This window comes from Paenibacillus sp. SEL1 (assembly GCF_054602535.1).
The window spans coordinates 3,615,801-3,633,544 of record NZ_CM137723.1 but is presented as its reverse complement, the minus strand read 5'-3'; the positions used below and the strand labels follow the sequence as shown (position 1 = coordinate 3,633,544).

Sequence of the window (17,744 nt, the reverse complement as noted above, 5' to 3'; positions counted from 1 at the left end):
GAGCCCCCGCTTTCTTCGACACAGTATACAGCTCCGATAACTCGGTAGCTGTGGGCATCCTAGCCTTTACCGGCCAATTCTATGATGTAGTTGCCTTCCTATTATAGCCTATTCCAAAGGCGCGGAAAAGCTGACCGGAAGCCAGATGACAAATGTCGTTCCTTCTCCTTGGCGCGTAACCACTTCCACAGACCCGTGATGTTCATCAATAATCCACTTGGCAATAGATAGCCCCAACCCAATTCCCTCTGTCACCCCGCGTGATTCGTCTGCCCGGTAAAAGCGGTCAAAAATAAAGGGAACCTCACTCTTGTCCATTCCAATGCCCGTATCACTGATCCGTAGGCCCACCTGTCCTTGATAAACAATGGCATCAAATCGGACTGTGCCTTCAGGTGTGTATTTGAATGCATTATCAATGAAAATGAATAGCATTTGCTGCAAATAATCCTTGCTGCCATCCATATAAATACCATTCAGCAATGAAAAATCCCCCACATTCCATTCGGCCGTTCGCTCTAAAAACTGAGCACGACGGGCAACCTCACTTACAAGTGGTTCCAGCGCAACGGGAGTCTTATCGAACGTTTTCCCTGTGTCCGCTCTCGCGAGTGACAACATATCACTCACTAAACGGCTCATCCGTTTGCCTTCATCCGCCATGTCATTTAATGCCTCCATAGAAAGCTCGCGAATCATCTCTTCATCCATATTCGGTCGCTCTCCTGGTTCGGTAGTCCACATTTTGAGCAAAAAATCAACGTTGCCACGGATCGTCGTTAGCGGCGTACGAAGCTCATGGGAAGCATCAGCCACAAAACGGCGCTGTGCACCGTACGCATCTTCCAGCTCCTTGTAAAACACCTCTGTGCGCCCCAGCATGTTGTTAACCGTCCCGATTAATTGGCCAATTTCATCATGTGGTCCGTCATATTCAATCCGAACACTCAAATCATTACTGGATTGAATCTGATTAGCCCCCTCAATGACCTTGACCAGCGGCTTCATAGACTTGCGAGCCAGAAAGAGACCTGAAGTCGCAGCAGCGAGTAATGCAAACAACGAGCCGTATACAAGCACATTTTGTAACCTGTTCATGAGTCGGTCCTGAGAGCCCGTGAATTGTCCTACCTGTAGCAGCCCGACCACCAAGCCCAGCTCCTCGGATTTGATCGGCTGTTGAATAATCATAAAGGAATCCCCATTGACGTTCACACGTCGAATTCCCTCATTTTGAACTGCTCCTGCCGCTGTAGATGGAACAGGGAAGGTGATATTGAGGTCTTTCATATTTTGGGTCGTTTTCGTTACACCAGACGTATAATTGTAAATTTGTACATAGAGCTGTGAGTCATCTATTCCACGTCCCTGCTCTAATCCCAAATCCAGGTTGGGGACTTCAAACAATCCCCCTTTTATAATAAGGCGTAATTGCTTGTTAATCTGTGGCGCCTGAGTCATAAGCTGACTTTTCACTTCATTATATGTGTAGTAATATACTAGTCCGTAAGTAACCAGACCAAAAATGACTAGTACTATAGCCAAGATGCTCGAATACCAGGCCGTCAGCCGCCACCGAATAGACATATTACATATCACCTCTTAAAATATAGCCAGCTCCCCGAATTGTACGAATGAGTCGTTTACCGCCATCCTGCTCCGTTTTTTGTCGTAGCATGGCAATATATACTTCCAGCACATTCGATTCTCCACTATAGTCATAGCCCCAAATTTTGTCCATAATCAGATCACGCGACAGAACACGCTTCGGGTTTTGCATGAACAAATGGAGCAGTTCAAATTCTTTGGCCGTCAGTTCCAAACGTTTGCCGCCACGAACCACTTCGCGGGATTCGTTATCCAGTTGTAAATCCTCGAAGGTAAGCCGATTTCCGTTATTGTCCTGTTGTTCGGTTTTACGCCGCAAAAGCGCTCGCACTCGCGCCAGCAGCTCCTCTAGAGCGAACGGCTTAACGAGATAATCATCGGCCCCTAGATCCAAGCCCTTAACCCGATTCTCAACCTCATCCTTGGCTGTAAGCATCAGGACAGGTACTGTACTTCCACCCTCCCGCATACGACGACATACCTCAAAACCATCGACCTGCGGCATCATTACATCTAGCACGACCACATCAGGCTCAGCTGTCAACATTTTATTTAATCCTTCTGCTCCATTGGCGGCTGTCAGCACTTCATAGCCTTCAAATGCCAGCCCTCTGCGCAGCATGGAAACAATTTTTTCATCGTCATCAATGATTAGAATAGTAGAACGCATACACGATCGAACTCCTTTATCTCTTCTTTTCCTTCTATTGTAGCAGGAGTAGACGCGTGTAGCATCTGGCTGCTTCATACAGCAAGAAACGGAAGGGATCTTCCTTCCGTTTCTTACGTGCACTTGTTCATTTTTGTAGAATTTTCATCTTATTGCTGAAGCGTCGAGCTAAAGTCATTTTTGTTGCCAATTTTCAGCTGAACATCTTTTTTCTGCCCAGCTCGTTCGATGTTAAGTGTCAGCGCTGTACCCACTTTTTGTTTTTGAATGAACTGGATCAGCTCTTGTGATGTGCTATAAGGCGTGCCATTCGCTCCGATAATCACATCGTAAGGACGCAGATCGGCCTGATAAGCTGGTGATTTGTATATAATATCCCGTACAACCGAGCCTTCGGTCAGGGATGTACCCAGTTCTTTGGCTACTTCAGGACTCAAATTTAACAGACTTGCACCAATGAAAGGTACAGGTTCTTTCGGAATAGGCTGGTTATTTTTCAGCTTATCGACCACTTCCAAAATCGTATTGGACGGAATCGCAAATCCGATTCCCTGTGCGTCTGCACTAACAGCTACGTTCATACCGATAACCTGCCCTTGCAGATTTAACAGCGGTCCACCAGAGTTACCAGGGTTAATGGATGCATCCGTCTGAATGAGATGCTTGTATTGCGTCGGTTTTCCAGTCGATTCACTATTAATAGTGATCGTACGTTCTTTCGCACTTAGCACCCCGGCTGTTACCGAATGTTCAAAGCCTTCAGGGTTGCCGATTGCGACCATCCATTCGCCGACTTTAGCGTTATCGGAGTCACCCAAAGTTACTGTCGGAAAGTTGTTTTTGCCTTCAATTTTAAGTACCGCCAAATCAAGATCAGCATTTTTGCCCAAGACTTTGGCTTCATAAGGCTTATTAGTTCCCTCTACTGTAACCTGAACCACACTCGCGCCTTCAACAACATGGTTGTTGGTTAGGACGTAACCCGATTTATCAAAAATAAAACCAGAACCAATACCAAGCGGAGTCAGCTGCCCGCTGTTGCTACCTTCATTTTCATTACTGTTACCGCTGCTGCCACTGTCACCATACTGATTACCGAAAAAGTATTGATACAGCGGGTCATTGTAATAAGGGCTGCTTTGTCTGCCACTGCTACCACTGGTTTGTTTGGCAAGCGTTTCGATTTTAACGACTGCCGGCCCAGCCTTGGCCACAACAGATTGAACATCAGCGGTACCTGAAGGCATCACAGCCGGAACTGCGCTTGGAGTCGAGCTGGTGGTTCCTGAATTAGTCGTTTCTCCGCTTTCAGCTGCCGCCGAAGTCAACGCCGTCTCGGGTGTGAACATATTTGTTCGGTCAGCTGTATACATCAATACCGTAATGACCAGCATCCCGGCCAAAAAAGATAAGAATATTGTTTTCACCTGCGACTTGGGCTTATTCGGTTTGAATTGCCAGTTGCCGCCATTCCGACCCGAACCATCCTGTTGCTCAGGCATAGCCCGATGGTAAGAGGGAGGAAGAGGTCTCACTGCCTGCGGTGGCGTAATCTCAACATCCTTTTCCACCGGCTGCCCTTCCTTACGTTGTCCGTCCGATTGAACTGAAGAAAAAGGGCCGTAAGAATAATAATATGAGGAACCGTTCGAATCGTTTTGCCGAGTTGCGTTATCGGTATCAACCTGATCGTTGTCGTTCCGGCGTCCGGAGTTATTATTTTTAAATTCGTCCATTGTATATCTCCTCCCAAACCCTATGCTTCAAGGTGGTGTTGTTTAACTGACTTTATTTTGCACTTTAAACCTTAATTCCACCTTAAAAACAATTAAAAAGGAGATAAAACCTTAGACCTATTGTACCTAATCACTTTTACTTAAAACGAAATGCCCCGGATATAATCCGGAGCATTATCGATTGTATATGCTTTTTTATTTCGTGTTAAAGTTTTCGTCGAACTTTTCGTTCGGTGTTTGAGCATTGTTTTGAATTTTGTTACGGCTGGAGTTTTGAACTTTTTGCGCTACTGCACCTGTACCGCCTTGATCTGTTGCAAATTCTTCGTCATACTTCTCATTTGGTGTCTGGAAGTTGTCTTGAATTTTATTTTGTTCAGACTGCTTTACCTTTTGTGAAACGACACCTACCGTATTGTCTTGTGCAAATTCCGCCTTGAACTGATTTCCTGTGCTTGCCTTGAAGCCTTTGTTCGTGAAAGAACTTCCGCCTTGATTTGGCATAATTCTCAACCTCCCAGTATGTTTTGTGGGATAAGCTTATCCCGCAACATAGTATGTGATGTTGGAAAAAACAATATTCAAGGATTATATGGAAGCATCCAGTGTCGCACTCGGAATGGTTTTATGCGTTTCTATCGCTTTTTGGAGCGATTTTACCATCTTTTCCGTACATTTTCCGTTCCCTTTTTTTATAATTTGAACATCCACATCTTTCTTGCCCCATTCAGAATACACCTGCCGGGTTGTTTTAAAATACAAGTCAATTTTATTGCCCTTAATCGCAGAACCTGTATCTGCTACAATCCCGTATCCATAACCTGGAATGTACAATATGCTCCCCAAAGGAAACGTTTTGGGGTCAGCCGCAATCGTAGACAGAGTGTTCTTGTCACGACGCACTTTTACACCGGAATACGTAATACCGTAGCCGGGATGATTTGGCCGTTTGCCAGTCGATTCATAGCCTGCTGTATATCCTGTTGCCGTGACCGTCATGGTCGTAATAACCTGCTCCTCGCGTGGAGCCAAAACAGGTGCGGACTGCCATTTTTTATGCTGGACCGGTTCTTTGTGACCGTAAACTTCATTGCCGGGCAATACCAGACAGGTTGCAATTAACACGGTTCCCAAAATCCGTTTCCATACCAACATGGATCTCATAAAAAACCTCCCCTTGAGGCAAAGGCTTTCCAGAAATCCATTGGTTTATACGAAAAGATTATTATTTTTGAACATCCTGACCTGGATAAAGTCTGCTCAGCTTCACTTTATCTTCAAAAATATGCAGGAGTGTCCGCACTATGGGGGTGTGCTCATCGTCTGTGTGCAATATAATGGAAGCAGGAGAAATCGAAATAAGGGTGCTTACGATTCGATCTTCGACCTCCATTTCTAGTTCAATGCCTGGCATCTCGACAATGATGTCATCTGCATCAGGAGTCGGTATGGGTACCATGGCACTATCCAGAATCGTAAAATTATGTCCGCCTTGGTGAAGTACGTGTACGAGCGGAACTTTGCTTTCCTGAAAAAAAACAAAATATTTAAGCAGCCCCATAAATTCTTCGTATTGCCGATCTGCCCAGAATTCTTCCATGGCATAGTCGACGATTTCTTCAAGCTCTTTTTTATACGCATGGAGCCTAAATTGAATCAGTCCTTCCAAATTGATCACATGAAGCTCCTTAAAATCCTTCTCCAGGAGAGTGGTCAGCTTACCATGACGCTTCAAACGGCCTCTCGGGCCATCATCGTTTAACAGTGAACGAATCATACTGCGAATTTGCTCCGTATCCTCTTTCTCCAGCAGCGAACAGGCTTTGGTGAGAATGAGATTGAGCATCCCCCACTCCTTGACTTCGATAATATAATCCGCTATTGCCGAAGACATGATGCTGTATACACAGGGGAGAAAGCTTTCAAACGCCGAATTGCTTTCTGTGCCCTTGCAGGTCCATGCCACTTTGTTGTCCAGCTGTCTGAAAGTGAATCGAAATCCGCGCCGTGACATATGTAGTCCCTTTGTTCTACTTTTGACCACTTCATAAAACCGGTTGGTTTCCTGATCTCCGTCTGTATTGGTCCACACTGTAAACAGTTCCATTGGCTCACTCCTTTCGATCACTGCTTTCAGTATATGGCGGCCTCTAAAGGGTTATACGAAGTGAACGACTGGAAACAGAAAGACATATCCAAAAGAGGATGATCAAGTTTCAAAAAGCTGGTTTGGCGTGTTATAAACAATTACTGTGATATAGGAAATAACGAAAGACGTTTGAATATTTAGGGTGGGGTATGTTAAGGTTATAGTAATATGAATTTTTCACAAGAGGGAGGAGATAAGATGTTAACGATGCTGAACATGCTGCGTACATTCATGATCGTCATATTGAGCCTCGTTCAGATTTTGTCCCTTCCTGTGACGTTTCATGCGGAAGACACCACTCAATCCCTCCAGTTTACTGCGGGATCTTCTGTCGTGCCTCATGCTGATGTTTCCTCGTTAGAAACAGATTCTCACGGTCTGGAACACCATTCCAAACCAGCTATACGCAAATCCTCCCCTTTACTTCATCTGGTGATCGCTGCGGCCAAATCACTTCCCTTTGTCATTTTGATAGCGCTTGTGCTGTTATTGAGCATCCCTAAACTACGTCTGCCTTTTATTCCTGTCATTTGCAAACTAAAGAAGCAATTATACTTGTTCCCCATCAAATTCACCTCTAGTTATGTGGCTTAACCTCCCTTTGCTTGCAGATCACCACATTCGCATGTCTATTTGTTAATATTTCCCGATAGCTGTAATACGTAAGTGTATGTATCAGGTTTTTTACGTTAATTCATAAAATTTAATACAAAAAGAAAGTTTCCATGTCACTCCCAGAGTATGTGATTTATTTCCCATACCATTCATTTAAATAACGTATCGTACAGGAGGCTTTATAAATGGATATTCGAGAGTCTATTTTGCCAGGAATCGGGATTAAGTATCGAATAGATGCAGAGAGTGGCGACCGAATTGTCATTATTATTCATGATGATGGCAGGCGCGAGTTGTATCACTTTGATTACGAGGATCTGGAACAAAGTATTTCTATGACAACCCTGAATGATCAGGAAGCGCGATTGGTAGCCTCCATCATCGGGGGTATGACATATAAGCCCAAACAGCTTGAAAGTGTAGAAATGACGTTTGATGATTTTATTATCGAATGGTATAGAGTGGAATCCCACTATGCAAGTGTCGGCAAATCCATCGGTGAGCTGGATGTAAGGCAAAATTCGGGAGCCACTGTTATTGCCATTGTGGAGAAAAAAGGAATGAAATATGTAAATCCTGGTCCTGAAGTGATTATTAACGATGATGCCACTGTAGTCGTTGTTGGGGAACGCGATCAGCAAAAACGCTTTAAACAAATCCTTATGAACGGAAGCGGGTGATTGGATGGATCATCTGGTATTTGAGGTTGGATTGGCAATTGCTCTCATCGCTGCAGCTGGACTTATTTCCTCCAAACTGCGCTTCTCGGTCATCCCTTTTTATATCCTGATCGGAATGGCAGTTGGGCCGCATGCGATGGAGCTATGGCATTTTGATTTTCGCTTTATCGAAAGCGCCCCATTTATTGATTTTATGGGAAGAATCGGAGTGCTGTTTCTTCTCTTCTACTTGGGTCTCGAGTTCTCAGTAGGTCGGTTAATTAAATCAGGCCGTTCCATTGCCGTGGGCGGCACCATTTATATTGGCATCAATTTTACACTGGGGCTGGCTCTTGGCTTCCTGAGCGGCTTTCCTGTAGCAGAGACACTGGTTATCGCCGGAATTACAACAATATCATCCAGTGCTATTGCTGCGAAGGTGCTGGTAGATCTCAAGCGGACTGCCAATGCAGAAACAGAAATGATTTTGGGCATTATTATGTTCGAGGATGTTTTCCTCGCCGTATACATCTCCATCCTCTCCGGATTGGTTCTTAGTGATTCATCCTCGCTCGGGGGTGTGCTGCTATCAGCGCTAATCGCGCTTGGCTTTATGCTTGCAGTCATTATTATCGGCCGTAAGGCCGTCCCTCTGTTAAATCGGATTCTCCGTATTCGCTCCAATGAGGTATTCGGACTTGTTGTTTTTGGCTCTCTGTTTCTGGTGGCTGGTTTTTCGGAAACGATTCATGTGGCGGAAGCTATCGGCGCCCTGTTGGTCGGTCTGGTACTGGCCGAAACGGAACATGCCAAACGAATCGAGCATTTAATTGTTCCTTTCCGCGATTTCTTCGGTGCCCTGTTTTTCTTCAGCTTTGGACTATCCATCGATCCACTGTCCCTGGGAGGAAACGCGATATGGCTTGCGCTGGCAGCAGTCGTCCTCACGTTATTTGGTAACATTTGGGCAGGAATGCTGGCTGGGCGTACGGCCTCCTTATCTCCCAAAGCGTCAGCAAATATCGGTCTGACCATTGTGGCACGGGGTGAATTTTCGATTATCATGGCCAACTTGGGCAAGGAAGGCGGTTTGCTTGATATTGTTCAGCCCTTTGCAGCTATCTATGTACTCATACTGGCGATTCTTGGACCACTTCTGACAAAGCAGTCAAAACCTATCTTTAATATGTTAAACAAAATATTTAAGTTCAAGGACCCCCGCCTACGAAAGGAAGAAAGTAACTCGGCATAACTGCAAAAGCTGGATACGACAATCCATAGGAGGGAAGGCTATGCCGCACGCTGTAAAACATGCCGAAACTCTATGAGGCGGCTTGTGAAGCCCGCTTCAGGAGATGCGAGCAGGTTCCCTGTCTTTTATACGGTGATTGGTGGAATTACGGCATCCGTCGGTCTGGAATTGTTTTTACATCCGCATGATATGATCGCTGGAGGCGTCACGGGGATCTCCAGACTCATGTCGCTTTATACACAGGAGCATTTTGGGTTACTGCTATTCGTTTTGAACTTGCCACTCATGTTGCTGTATTCTCTGTCTACTCACAAACCCATGCTGCTTCGGGCACTACCCGGCTTGTTCGCCTTTTCGGGCTCAGCCATTATTCTTTCGCCTTTTCCGGCAGTGAGTGGCCATCCGGTCGTATGCGCTTTGGGCGGCGGAATCTGTATCGGTCTTGGCGCAGGGCTGGCAGCTCGTCATGGTGGCCTGCTCGATTCACTAGGACTTAACGAATCTGACGATGGCCGTCCATCCACATTGTTGCTAACACACCGCAAGATTCCATTAATACAGATTGTTATGCTGTGTAATGGTCTGCTGCTCATTACCGCCGGCTTTGTGCTAGGCTGGGAGCCAGCTCTCTATTCAGCCTTATCCTGCCTCGCCGCCTATGAAACGACCCGGCTGATGTTTACCGGTCTGACGCGTATGGTTTGTGTTGTCAGCAAGAAACAGCAAACCGTCGAGGATGCCATATATCGCAGGCTGCGTATACACAGCACACCTGTTGGAGGCTCTGCACAGATAGAGAGTAAGATTAAAAGCGAATCTGAGGATAAAAAAGAACAAATGGTCATCGTTTACAGCGTTCATCTGTTGGATTTGCAGCGTTTTAAGGCAGTCATCCAAATGGCTGACCCGCAGGCTGAGATCATGTTTTTGAAACGATGGAAAACATAGCAAAGTAACACATCAAAAAACGCTTATCTACACTAATCCTTATACATAGATTAGTGATGGATAAGCGTTTTGTAATTAACAATATATTAATGGATATTAATTTTGCATGATAAAATCATGTTCAATACTGCTGGCACTGTCAAAAGTACGAATAATATCATAACGGGTATTGCGCTGTGCCGGAATGTGACCCGTCTCGCGGATCAACTGTAAAATGGATTCGATGTTAACCTTATACGTTGCGCCTGCAGCGGAAACTACGTTTTCCTCAATCATGGTGCTACCAAAATCATCGCAACCGTAGTATAACGATTTTTTACCGATTTCAGGTCCCATAGTTACCCATGAGGATTGAATATGCTTGATGTTATCCAATACAAGACGACTGATCGCAACGGTCTTCAGATATTCCTCTGGCGTCTGGCGTTCCTTCTTCAGATTGGTATTGTCTGGCTGGAAGGTCCAAGGAATAAAGGCCAAAAATCCTTCAGAATTATATTTGTTTTCAATGCATTCGTCCTGAGCATCACGAACACGCAACAAATGCAGCGCTCGCTCCTCCATCAACTCGCCAAAGCCGATAACCATCGTAGCGGTTGTGTTCATCCCAACCTTGTGAGCCGTTTGCATGACATCCATCCAATCACGCCAAGAGCCTTTGAGACGGCTAATTTTGCGGCGTGTGCGGTCATCCAAAATTTCTCCGCCTCCGCCCGGAAGCGAATCCAATCCAGCTTCATGAATGGCTCGAATCGTATCTTCCATGGATAGACCGGATTTTTCCTTCATTTTGTGAATTTCAGCTGGCGAGAAGGAGTGCATCGTAATACCAGGAAAACGCTCCTTAATAGCTTTCAGCAAATCCGTATAATAACTGAACGGCAGATTTGGATTCACACCGCCTTGCATTAGAATTTCGGTGCCACCTACCTCCTGCGTTTCCTTGATCTTCTGAAAGATCACCTCATCGGGCAAAACATAACCTTCATCGGAACCCGGTCTACGGTAAAAAGCGCAGAAGCGACAGTATACGTCACATACGTTCGTATAGTTAATATTTCGTCCGATGACGAAGGTTTTAATGGGATCGGGGTGCATGCGATTCATGACTTTATTCGCCGCGTGACCTATTTTTTCTACCTCGTCTGATTCGAACAAAGCAACGGTATCCTCTAAATTCAGGCGTTCGCCGCGTAGGGCTTTATCTAAAATATGGTCGATTACACTCATGGTGTATCCTCCTTCGCTGTCACAGGGCGACGAAATGAACGACAGGACTTATGAACGAGAATGCTTTCACAAACCTGCGTTCGAACCCTGCCGTAATGTATGTTCATGACTGGCCTTGTATGTTGTCTGTGCTATTTAGCATAGTAAAACCTAATGATAATACTAACATATCTTTAGGTAAGGGACCATACTTATTCCCGCTTCTTTCTGCTTTTCACCTAGGAAAACAAGCAACTGCCAAGCTTATCTCAACATTACGTATAGCCAAGAAATAACAAAACAAGACTGAAAAGTGCCTTTTTTCACACTGTCCTTCATGTCATTCTTATAGAAAACAGCAAGCCTCCTGAAATACTGGAAACTTGCTGTTTAGTGCTGTACATATTTGCTCCCGGCGTGAAAACGACAAAGATGCTGCGGATGTGCTAACGCTCTAGCGCAGCGCCTCATCCAGATCACTGATCAGGTCGTCAATGTCCTCCAAACCTACGGAGAAACGAAGTAGTCCGTCCGTAATCCCGCGCTCCAATCGTACACTACGGGGCATAGCCGCATGTGACATCATCGCCGGATACGACAAGATGCTTTCCACAGCTCCCAGACTCACCGCTACAATTGGAATACGTACGCGACTGAGGACTTCTTTTGCACGCTCACCAGAACCCACATCAAACGATATCACTGCACCATAACCGCTGGATTGACGCTCATGAACTTCACGCCCTGGATGATTTTCCAGACCCGGGTAGTATACTGCCTCAATGTCGTTACGCTCGTTCAGCCAGTTAGCGAGCTTGGCTGCACTCTTTTCGCTGTGAGCCATACGAGCCTCCAGTGTCTTCATACCGCGCATGAGCAACCATGACTCCTGCGGAGCCAGCACGGTACCCAGTCCATTTTGGAGCTGCTTGATTTGTCTCCCGAGCGATTCGGTACGCGCTACCGCAAGTCCTGCCAGCACATCGCTGTGTCCGCCTAGAAACTTGGTCGCACTGTGCAATACAATATCGACTCCCTGCTCAATCGGACGTTGATAATAAGGTGTCATAAAAGTATTATCCAATAAAGTTAAAAGTCCGTTGTCCTGTGCCCAAGAGGTTATTCCTGCTACATCGGTAATTTTGAGTGTCGGATTGGACGGTGTTTCCATATATACAGCCCTTGTATTCTCCTGCAACGCCTCTTTCACAAGGTTGAGGTCCGTCATGTCGACGAAGGTCGTTTCGATATTCATCCGTTTCAAAATGGAGGTCAACAGTCGATATGTTCCCCCATATACATCCTCGGAAACAATGACATGATCTCCAGCGGATAAGAGCATAAAGGTAGTGGAGATGGCCGCCATACCTGACGCAAAGGCAAAGCCGCACGCCCCGCCTTCTAATAAAGCGATATAATCCTCCAAAGCTTGTCGTGTCGGATTACCTGAACGGCTATAGTCATGCTGGGGAGGATTAAAAATATCATGATGGTGAAAGGTAGAAGCTTGATAGATCGGGACGCTCGAGGCCCCCGTAACGCTGTCAATTTCAGAACCAAAATGCAGCAGCTTGGTAGCGAACTTCCGTTCTTTGTTCAAATCCTGCCCGATCCTCCTCGCATCCTCTATCATTGCAGCTCTCCTCCTTCTACTTCTTGACGTGCCGCTTCCAACGCCGAACGCAAATCTTCAATGAGGTCGTCTGTATGCTCAATGCCTACGGAGAAACGCAATAGCCTGTCATCTACCCCGACAGCATCCCGAATTTCTGCTGGTATGTCCGCATGTGTCTGCACCGCGGGATAGGTCATTAGCGACTCAACACCGCCGAGACTTTCCGCAAACGCAATGAGCTTAATGTGACGAAGCAAAGGTTCCACATAACGAGCATCCTTTACTTTAAAGGAGAAGATACCTGTATTTCCGCTGGATTGTTTATTTTGAATCTCACGACCTGGGTGGCCTTCGAGAGCTGGATAGAATACTTCTGCCACCGCCGGATGCGTCAGTAAATAGTTAGACAGCACTGTTGCATTATGCTCATGTCGGTCCATACGCAGCGCTAACGTCTTCATCCCCTTCATCAACTGATAGCAGTCACTCGGGGAAAGCACGGCCCCTATGGAATTGTGCAGAAAGGAAATTTCAGCTGATAGCTCTTTGCCTTTGGTTACGATTAACCCTGCCAGCACATCGTTGTGTCCGCCCAAATACTTGGTTGCGCTATGTACCACAATATCCGCGCCGAGTTCCAATGGCCGCTGGAAGTATGGTGTTAGCAGCGTATTATCTACAATGGTAAGCAACTGATGTTGTGATGCCCATTCAGCCACCGCTCGAATATCAGTAATCATCATTAACGGATTTGTAGGTGTTTCTATGAATACAGCTTTGGTGTTCGGTCGACATGACTGTTCGAGTGCTTCAAGATCGTTCGTATCCACATAACTGGCTGTTATACCAAATTTAGATAATATGCGCTCCAGCAAACGATATGTCCCGCCATACAGATCCAGCGATACTATGAGATGATCTCCCTGTCCAAACAAAGCAAATACCGTTTGCAGCGCCGCCATACCTGAGCTACATGCAAAGCCTGCATCACCAGATTCAAGTGCAGCAGAAGCCTCTTCCAGTACCTTTCGCGTGGGATTGATCGTCCGAATATAATCAAATCCTGTGCTTTGACCCAGACGGGGATGGCGGAACGCCGTAGATTGGTAAATCGGGTAATTAACAGCCCCGGTTACTGGCTCCTCTACTGAACCGATTTGTGCCAATCTGCTTTCGATTTTCCACTGTTTCTCACTCATATGAATCCTCCTGTTAACTTCCATAGTGGGTGCTATAACCAATCCTGCAAAAATGGATGTCAAAGACTATACTGCTGCGCTACTGCAAGGTGGTACTGTACAAGGGTAAACTACAAGCCCCTTTTTTTAAATCTGGGGCCCGATATCGTAAGGTGTCTCTTGGTATACATAATAGTTCAGCCAATTCGAGAATAATAAATTGGCATGCGCCCGCCAGATTGAGGGCGGTGTGCGCTCAGGATCATCATTAGGAAAATAATTTTTGGGAACTTCAATATCCATTCCTTTGGCCACATCGCGGTCGTATTCCCATTTCAATGAAAGCGGGTCATATTCAGAATGCCCAGTTACAAAAATTTGTTTACCGTCAAGCGTGGCTACGAGGTACACTCCAGCTTCCTCGGATTCGGATAAAACTTCTAATTCGGCGATATGATCAATATCTTCCCGCCGAACCTCCGTATGTCTGGAGTGAGGGGCATAAAACAGTTCATCAAAGCCGCGTAGCAATTTTACTTTAGGTTTAATCACGGTGTGTGGAAATACGCCAAAGCATTTGTAGTCGAGCCCGTATTTCGGGACATTGAAATGATGGTATAAACCTGCCTGTGAGGCCCAACAAATGTGCATGGTCGAAGTTACATTCGTTTTCGTCCATTCAAAAATTTGCCGGATCTCCTCCCAGTAGTTCACATCCTCAAACTCAAGCTGTTCAACCGGAGCTCCTGTAATGACCATGCCGTCAAAACGACTGTTCTTGATCTCGTCAAACGTTTTATAGAACATATTCAAATATTCTTGCGATGTATTTTTGGATACATGAGACTTCATGTGCACCAGCGTGACGTCCACTTGCAGCGGCGTATTGCCGACCAGGCGCAATAGTTGGGTTTCCGTTGTTTCCTTCGTAGGCATCAAATTCAAAATGGCGATGCGCAACGGACGAATGTCCTGATGATAAGCCAGGCTTTCATCCATTACGAAAATATTTTCGCCCTCCAGCACTTCCTTGGCAGGTAGTGTATCTGGAATTTTAATCGGCATGTAAACTCACTCCTTGTTCGGTAAGTTTTGCGAAAATCGTCCTGCTGAGATGCCGGGCATATAATAAAAAGACCTTTCTCTGGTTAGAGAAAGGTCATATTTGTATCCATATGCGCCTCTCTCATCTGTCAGGGCAACGCTCTTTGTACAAAGCGCGCGTCCTGCAAGAATTAGCACCGTGCGATTAAAATCGCCGGTTGCCGGGTATCATCGGGCTAGTCCCTCCACCTGCTCTTGATAAGATTTCGCTATATTCATTTTGGGTTCACAAAGTTCTTGTTGTTCACTTTAATGCATCGGCTGGGCTTCGTCAAGATGGGACTTTTAAATTTGTGCCCTGCAATCACATTTTGTCTACCTTTTCCATAGGTTAAATCATATCCCTCCTTTCGCTGAAGCTCTTGCCACTACTGTCGATTTAGCCCATGATTTTGCGCTTGAAAGGCCGTAGGCCGAGCGTTATACTATACAAGTGCTATTAGGCAAAAATATGGAGCAGTAGTGCAGACTTTGAGTGTTTCCTGCGATACTGTGGCAATCAAAAAAAGAACATTTGAGAGGTGAATCCGGAATGGAAGGCGACCCGAGTCCGAATAGGCGGCGATCCCTGAACAACAGCATAGGAATGACTTCAGCTTGCCGAAAGACGGGACGCCAGGCTCTGCATGCTCCAAAAGCCTCCGGCTTTTGATGAGAATGCACGCTTACCCGCACCGGCTAACTGGCTAACTGAGTTCATTCCTTATGCTTAAGGTAAACGTATTTCCGTTACGACGGAGCATAAGGAGTGACATATATGAAAATCCGTTTGGTCAACAACGGGGTTTTTACCCCTGTCGAAGAAATTGAAATGGCGCTTACTGCACCGACAGAAGGTTTTTATTGGATTGATGCTGATGTCGATGATTTGGCAGTGCTCCAACCTTTATTTTCCATGCATGATCTTGCAGTAGAAGACTGTTTGAGTGAAGAAGAACAGCGTCCGAAGATCGAAATTTATGAAAGCCATTATTTTATCGTTGTAAATAGCATTCGTTTTGATGATGAAGAAATATTTTTGCGAGCTTTGAACATCTTTCTCGGCCGCCATTTTATCATTACGGTGACCAAGCAGAAAATCAATGAGCTTCGTACCCTCAAGCCTATGCTGTGGGAGCAAGAAGTCAGCCAGCCTGACCGCTTTATGTATCTGTTGGTCGACTTGATTGTTGACAACTATTTTCTGGTTGGTGACCGGATTGAGGTCCGCATTGAAAAGCTGGAAGAAGATATTCTAATGCATACGAAAAAGTCGCATTTGAACGAAATCATCGGCTTACGCAGTGAGATTCTGTGGCTGAAAAAGGTGCTGGGTCCGCAAAAGGAAGTCATCAATACCCTGAACAAACGGGATTTGCGACTCATCGACGATCAATTGCAAAAATATTTCAGCGACATTTATGAAAATGCTGTGAAAATTTCGGAGACTTTTGAAACTTACCGCGATTTGATGGGTAACCTTCGAGAAGCTTATCAATCCAGTATCGCCAATCGTGCCAATGAAATTATGCGTGTATTTACGGCAATAACGACCGTATTTATGCCATTGACGGTCATTACCGGAATATATGGGATGAACTTCGATAATATGCCTGAACTTCATACACGTTATGGCTATTTTGTCGTCATTGGTATTATGGTGGCACTAGGTGTCAGTATGTTCTGTATTTTCCGCAAGAAAGACTGGGTTTAAAAAGAAAAGGGGAAAAAGTACGGAGTTGGATACCTATTTCGATTTTCAAGCTTGATCATAAAAAGCAGCAGCCGTGTCCTATGAGGAACTGGCTGCTGCTTTTTAGTATGTTGGACCCTGAATGTACTTTAATACTTTAGCTTTATCCAATCAGTTCTATATTATCCAACATGTCGGTCGGGTACCTGCTGATGGCGAAACCGTATACGGATCAGACGCAGACGCTCATAAATTTGATCCAATCCTGTTTCTGTCGCCTTTTCTTCCCCATACACTTTCAGCATGACAGGCTTGAGCAGCGTATCCCCCAACTCTTCATAAGCAGACCAGATGGCTGCCTGCTCCTCCTCAGATACATTCACCAATTCCTTGCCGATCAGCTTCTCCATATCAATACCATCCCTGTCCAAATGCTCCACAGCTTCAATCATTTCTCTACGATGCAAACCTGTCTTCATCCCGATATGCTCCAGTGAAAGACCGTCCGAAATGCCTTCGATAATCGTTCTAGTTAGGCTGAACTTATTCAGCTCCTGCCTGTATTGGTTCTCTTTTTGCTTGTATAGCCATGACAAAAAAACTTCTTCTTCCAGCGTCTCTGTTACCCAGTTCAACGGAAATGGCGTGGTCCGGTCATTTTGTGTCGTAATAGCCAATAGCTCCGTCCCATATTGCGACACCTTACCCTGACCCATACCAGGCAGCTCCAACAATTCTTCTTCGGTATGGGGAAGATAGACGCTAATGAGTCGAAGCAGCCGATTCGTAGCGATAAAATAAGGCGCTTTTCGTTCCGTTGCTGCTTTTTGCCGTCTCCACATCGTCAACTGCTCATACACTTCATCACGTGGAAACAAATCACTGTAGCAATACAGCTTTTGCAGCGTTTGTCCTCGTCCTGATGATCCTTCTTGCTCATGAAATACGCCATGGATTAAGGGCCTGTAGCCCTCAGCCATTTTGAGCGCCAGCTCATGACGGTATACATGCAGTAATTCCTGCCACAAGCTGCCCTCATACCAAAGGTCGTCTATACTTTCATCCGGGACATGTTGTGTGCTCCAGCCTGCACTCCATCCCCCTTCATGTTGCCCAATCCATACCTGAGCAAAGTCCTCATAGCCCTGTTCATTCCGTTTGGACAAGCGATTTAAAAATACAAACTCCATGATTTCTTCCTCCCTCATATCGTTGAAAGACAGTCCCGCACAACACAAAAACGCAAAAAAAGCACCTATCCTGCGTATTCGCAAGAAAGGTGCTTCCCTTTTTGAGCCGTACTATGCTGTTGCCTATATAATAACCGTA

General features: G+C 45.6%; 16 protein-coding genes and 1 riboswitch. Of the genes, 5 read left to right on the top strand and 11 right to left on the bottom strand.

The features are described from left to right. Positions 1–108 precede the first annotated feature (108 nt). The 6 genes from ACYCSE_RS16620 to ACYCSE_RS16595 form a co-directional block, all read right to left on the bottom strand. Positions 109–1,587: a sensor histidine kinase gene (locus ACYCSE_RS16620; protein WP_069291491.1), complete on the bottom strand. Its 1,479-nt coding sequence runs from the start codon at positions 1,585–1,587 to the stop codon at positions 109–111. Position 1,588: 1 nt separating this feature from the next. Next, on the bottom strand, positions 1,589–2,278 hold the full coding sequence (locus tag ACYCSE_RS16615) for a response regulator transcription factor (protein WP_069291490.1): 690 nt from the start codon (positions 2,276–2,278) through the stop codon (positions 1,589–1,591). Between the two features lie 149 nt (positions 2,279–2,427). Continuing rightward, positions 2,428–4,014, bottom strand: a complete 1,587-nt coding sequence (locus tag ACYCSE_RS16610) for a S1C family serine protease (RefSeq protein WP_061829154.1) — start codon at positions 4,012–4,014, stop codon at positions 2,428–2,430. A 195-nt stretch (positions 4,015–4,209) separates the two neighbouring features. Beyond that, on the bottom strand, positions 4,210–4,518 hold the full coding sequence (locus ACYCSE_RS16605) for a hypothetical protein (protein WP_069291489.1): 309 nt from the start codon (positions 4,516–4,518) through the stop codon (positions 4,210–4,212). Between the two features lie 84 nt (positions 4,519–4,602). After that, a complete protein-coding gene (locus ACYCSE_RS16600; protein WP_459698896.1) occupies positions 4,603–5,178 on the bottom strand; it encodes a 3D domain-containing protein in 576 nt (191 codons plus the stop codon). Positions 5,179–5,239: 61 nt separating this feature from the next. Next, on the bottom strand, positions 5,240–6,121 hold the full coding sequence (locus ACYCSE_RS16595; RefSeq protein WP_165176137.1) for a putative sporulation protein YtxC: 882 nt from the start codon (positions 6,119–6,121) through the stop codon (positions 5,240–5,242). 240 nt (positions 6,122–6,361) lie between these two features. On the opposite strand from ACYCSE_RS16595, the gene ACYCSE_RS16590 reads away from it, so the two are divergent. The 4 genes from ACYCSE_RS16590 (at position 6,362) to ACYCSE_RS16575 (ending at position 9,637) form a co-directional block, all read left to right on the top strand. After that, positions 6,362–6,757: a hypothetical protein gene (locus ACYCSE_RS16590; RefSeq protein WP_069291487.1), complete on the top strand. Its 396-nt coding sequence runs from the start codon at positions 6,362–6,364 to the stop codon at positions 6,755–6,757. A 206-nt stretch (positions 6,758–6,963) separates the two neighbouring features. Continuing rightward, positions 6,964–7,458, top strand: coding sequence for a cation:proton antiporter regulatory subunit (locus ACYCSE_RS16585; protein ID WP_013309426.1), 495 nt, complete (start codon positions 6,964–6,966; stop codon positions 7,456–7,458). Between the two features lie 4 nt (positions 7,459–7,462). After that, complete coding sequence (locus tag ACYCSE_RS16580) at positions 7,463–8,689, top strand: cation:proton antiporter (protein ID WP_023987794.1); 1,227 nt, start codon at positions 7,463–7,465, stop codon at positions 8,687–8,689. Between the two features lie 84 nt (positions 8,690–8,773). Continuing rightward, entirely contained in the window at positions 8,774–9,637 is an 864-nt protein-coding gene (locus tag ACYCSE_RS16575; protein WP_459698891.1) for a YitT family protein, read from the top strand. A 96-nt stretch (positions 9,638–9,733) separates the two neighbouring features. Here ACYCSE_RS16575 and mqnC read toward each other — a convergent pair whose 3' ends face one another. The 4 genes from mqnC to metA all read right to left on the bottom strand — a co-directional run bounded on the left by mqnC (position 9,734) and on the right by metA (position 14,704). Beyond that, positions 9,734–10,867 carry a cyclic dehypoxanthinyl futalosine synthase gene (gene mqnC, locus ACYCSE_RS16570; protein ID WP_459698889.1) on the bottom strand — a complete coding sequence of 378 codons (1,134 nt, stop codon included), beginning with the start codon at positions 10,865–10,867 and terminating at the stop codon, positions 9,734–9,736. 433 nt (positions 10,868–11,300) lie between these two features. After that, complete coding sequence (locus tag ACYCSE_RS16565; protein ID WP_459698887.1) at positions 11,301–12,479, bottom strand: aminotransferase class I/II-fold pyridoxal phosphate-dependent enzyme; 1,179 nt, start codon at positions 12,477–12,479, stop codon at positions 11,301–11,303. After that, positions 12,476–13,660: a PLP-dependent transferase gene (locus ACYCSE_RS16560; protein WP_459698886.1), complete on the bottom strand. Its 1,185-nt coding sequence runs from the start codon at positions 13,658–13,660 to the stop codon at positions 12,476–12,478. The genes ACYCSE_RS16565 and ACYCSE_RS16560 overlap by 4 nt, the downstream gene beginning before the upstream one ends. Positions 13,661–13,786: 126 nt before the next feature. Then, entirely contained in the window at positions 13,787–14,704 is a 918-nt protein-coding gene (gene metA, locus ACYCSE_RS16555) for a homoserine O-acetyltransferase MetA (RefSeq protein ID WP_061829145.1), read from the bottom strand. A gap of 118 nt (positions 14,705–14,822) precedes the next feature. Further along, positions 14,823–14,948: riboswitch (SAM riboswitch) on the bottom strand. A 552-nt stretch (positions 14,949–15,500) separates the two neighbouring features. Between metA and corA the strand changes: the two genes are divergently transcribed. Next, positions 15,501–16,436 carry a magnesium/cobalt transporter CorA gene (gene corA, locus ACYCSE_RS16550; protein ID WP_459698883.1) on the top strand — a complete coding sequence of 312 codons (936 nt, stop codon included), beginning with the start codon at positions 15,501–15,503 and terminating at the stop codon, positions 16,434–16,436. Between the two features lie 161 nt (positions 16,437–16,597). On the opposite strand, the gene ACYCSE_RS16545 is transcribed toward corA, so the two are convergent. Further along, entirely contained in the window at positions 16,598–17,605 is a 1,008-nt protein-coding gene (locus ACYCSE_RS16545) for an HRDC domain-containing protein (RefSeq protein WP_459698881.1), read from the bottom strand. Between the last annotated feature and the right edge of the window lie 139 nt (positions 17,606–17,744).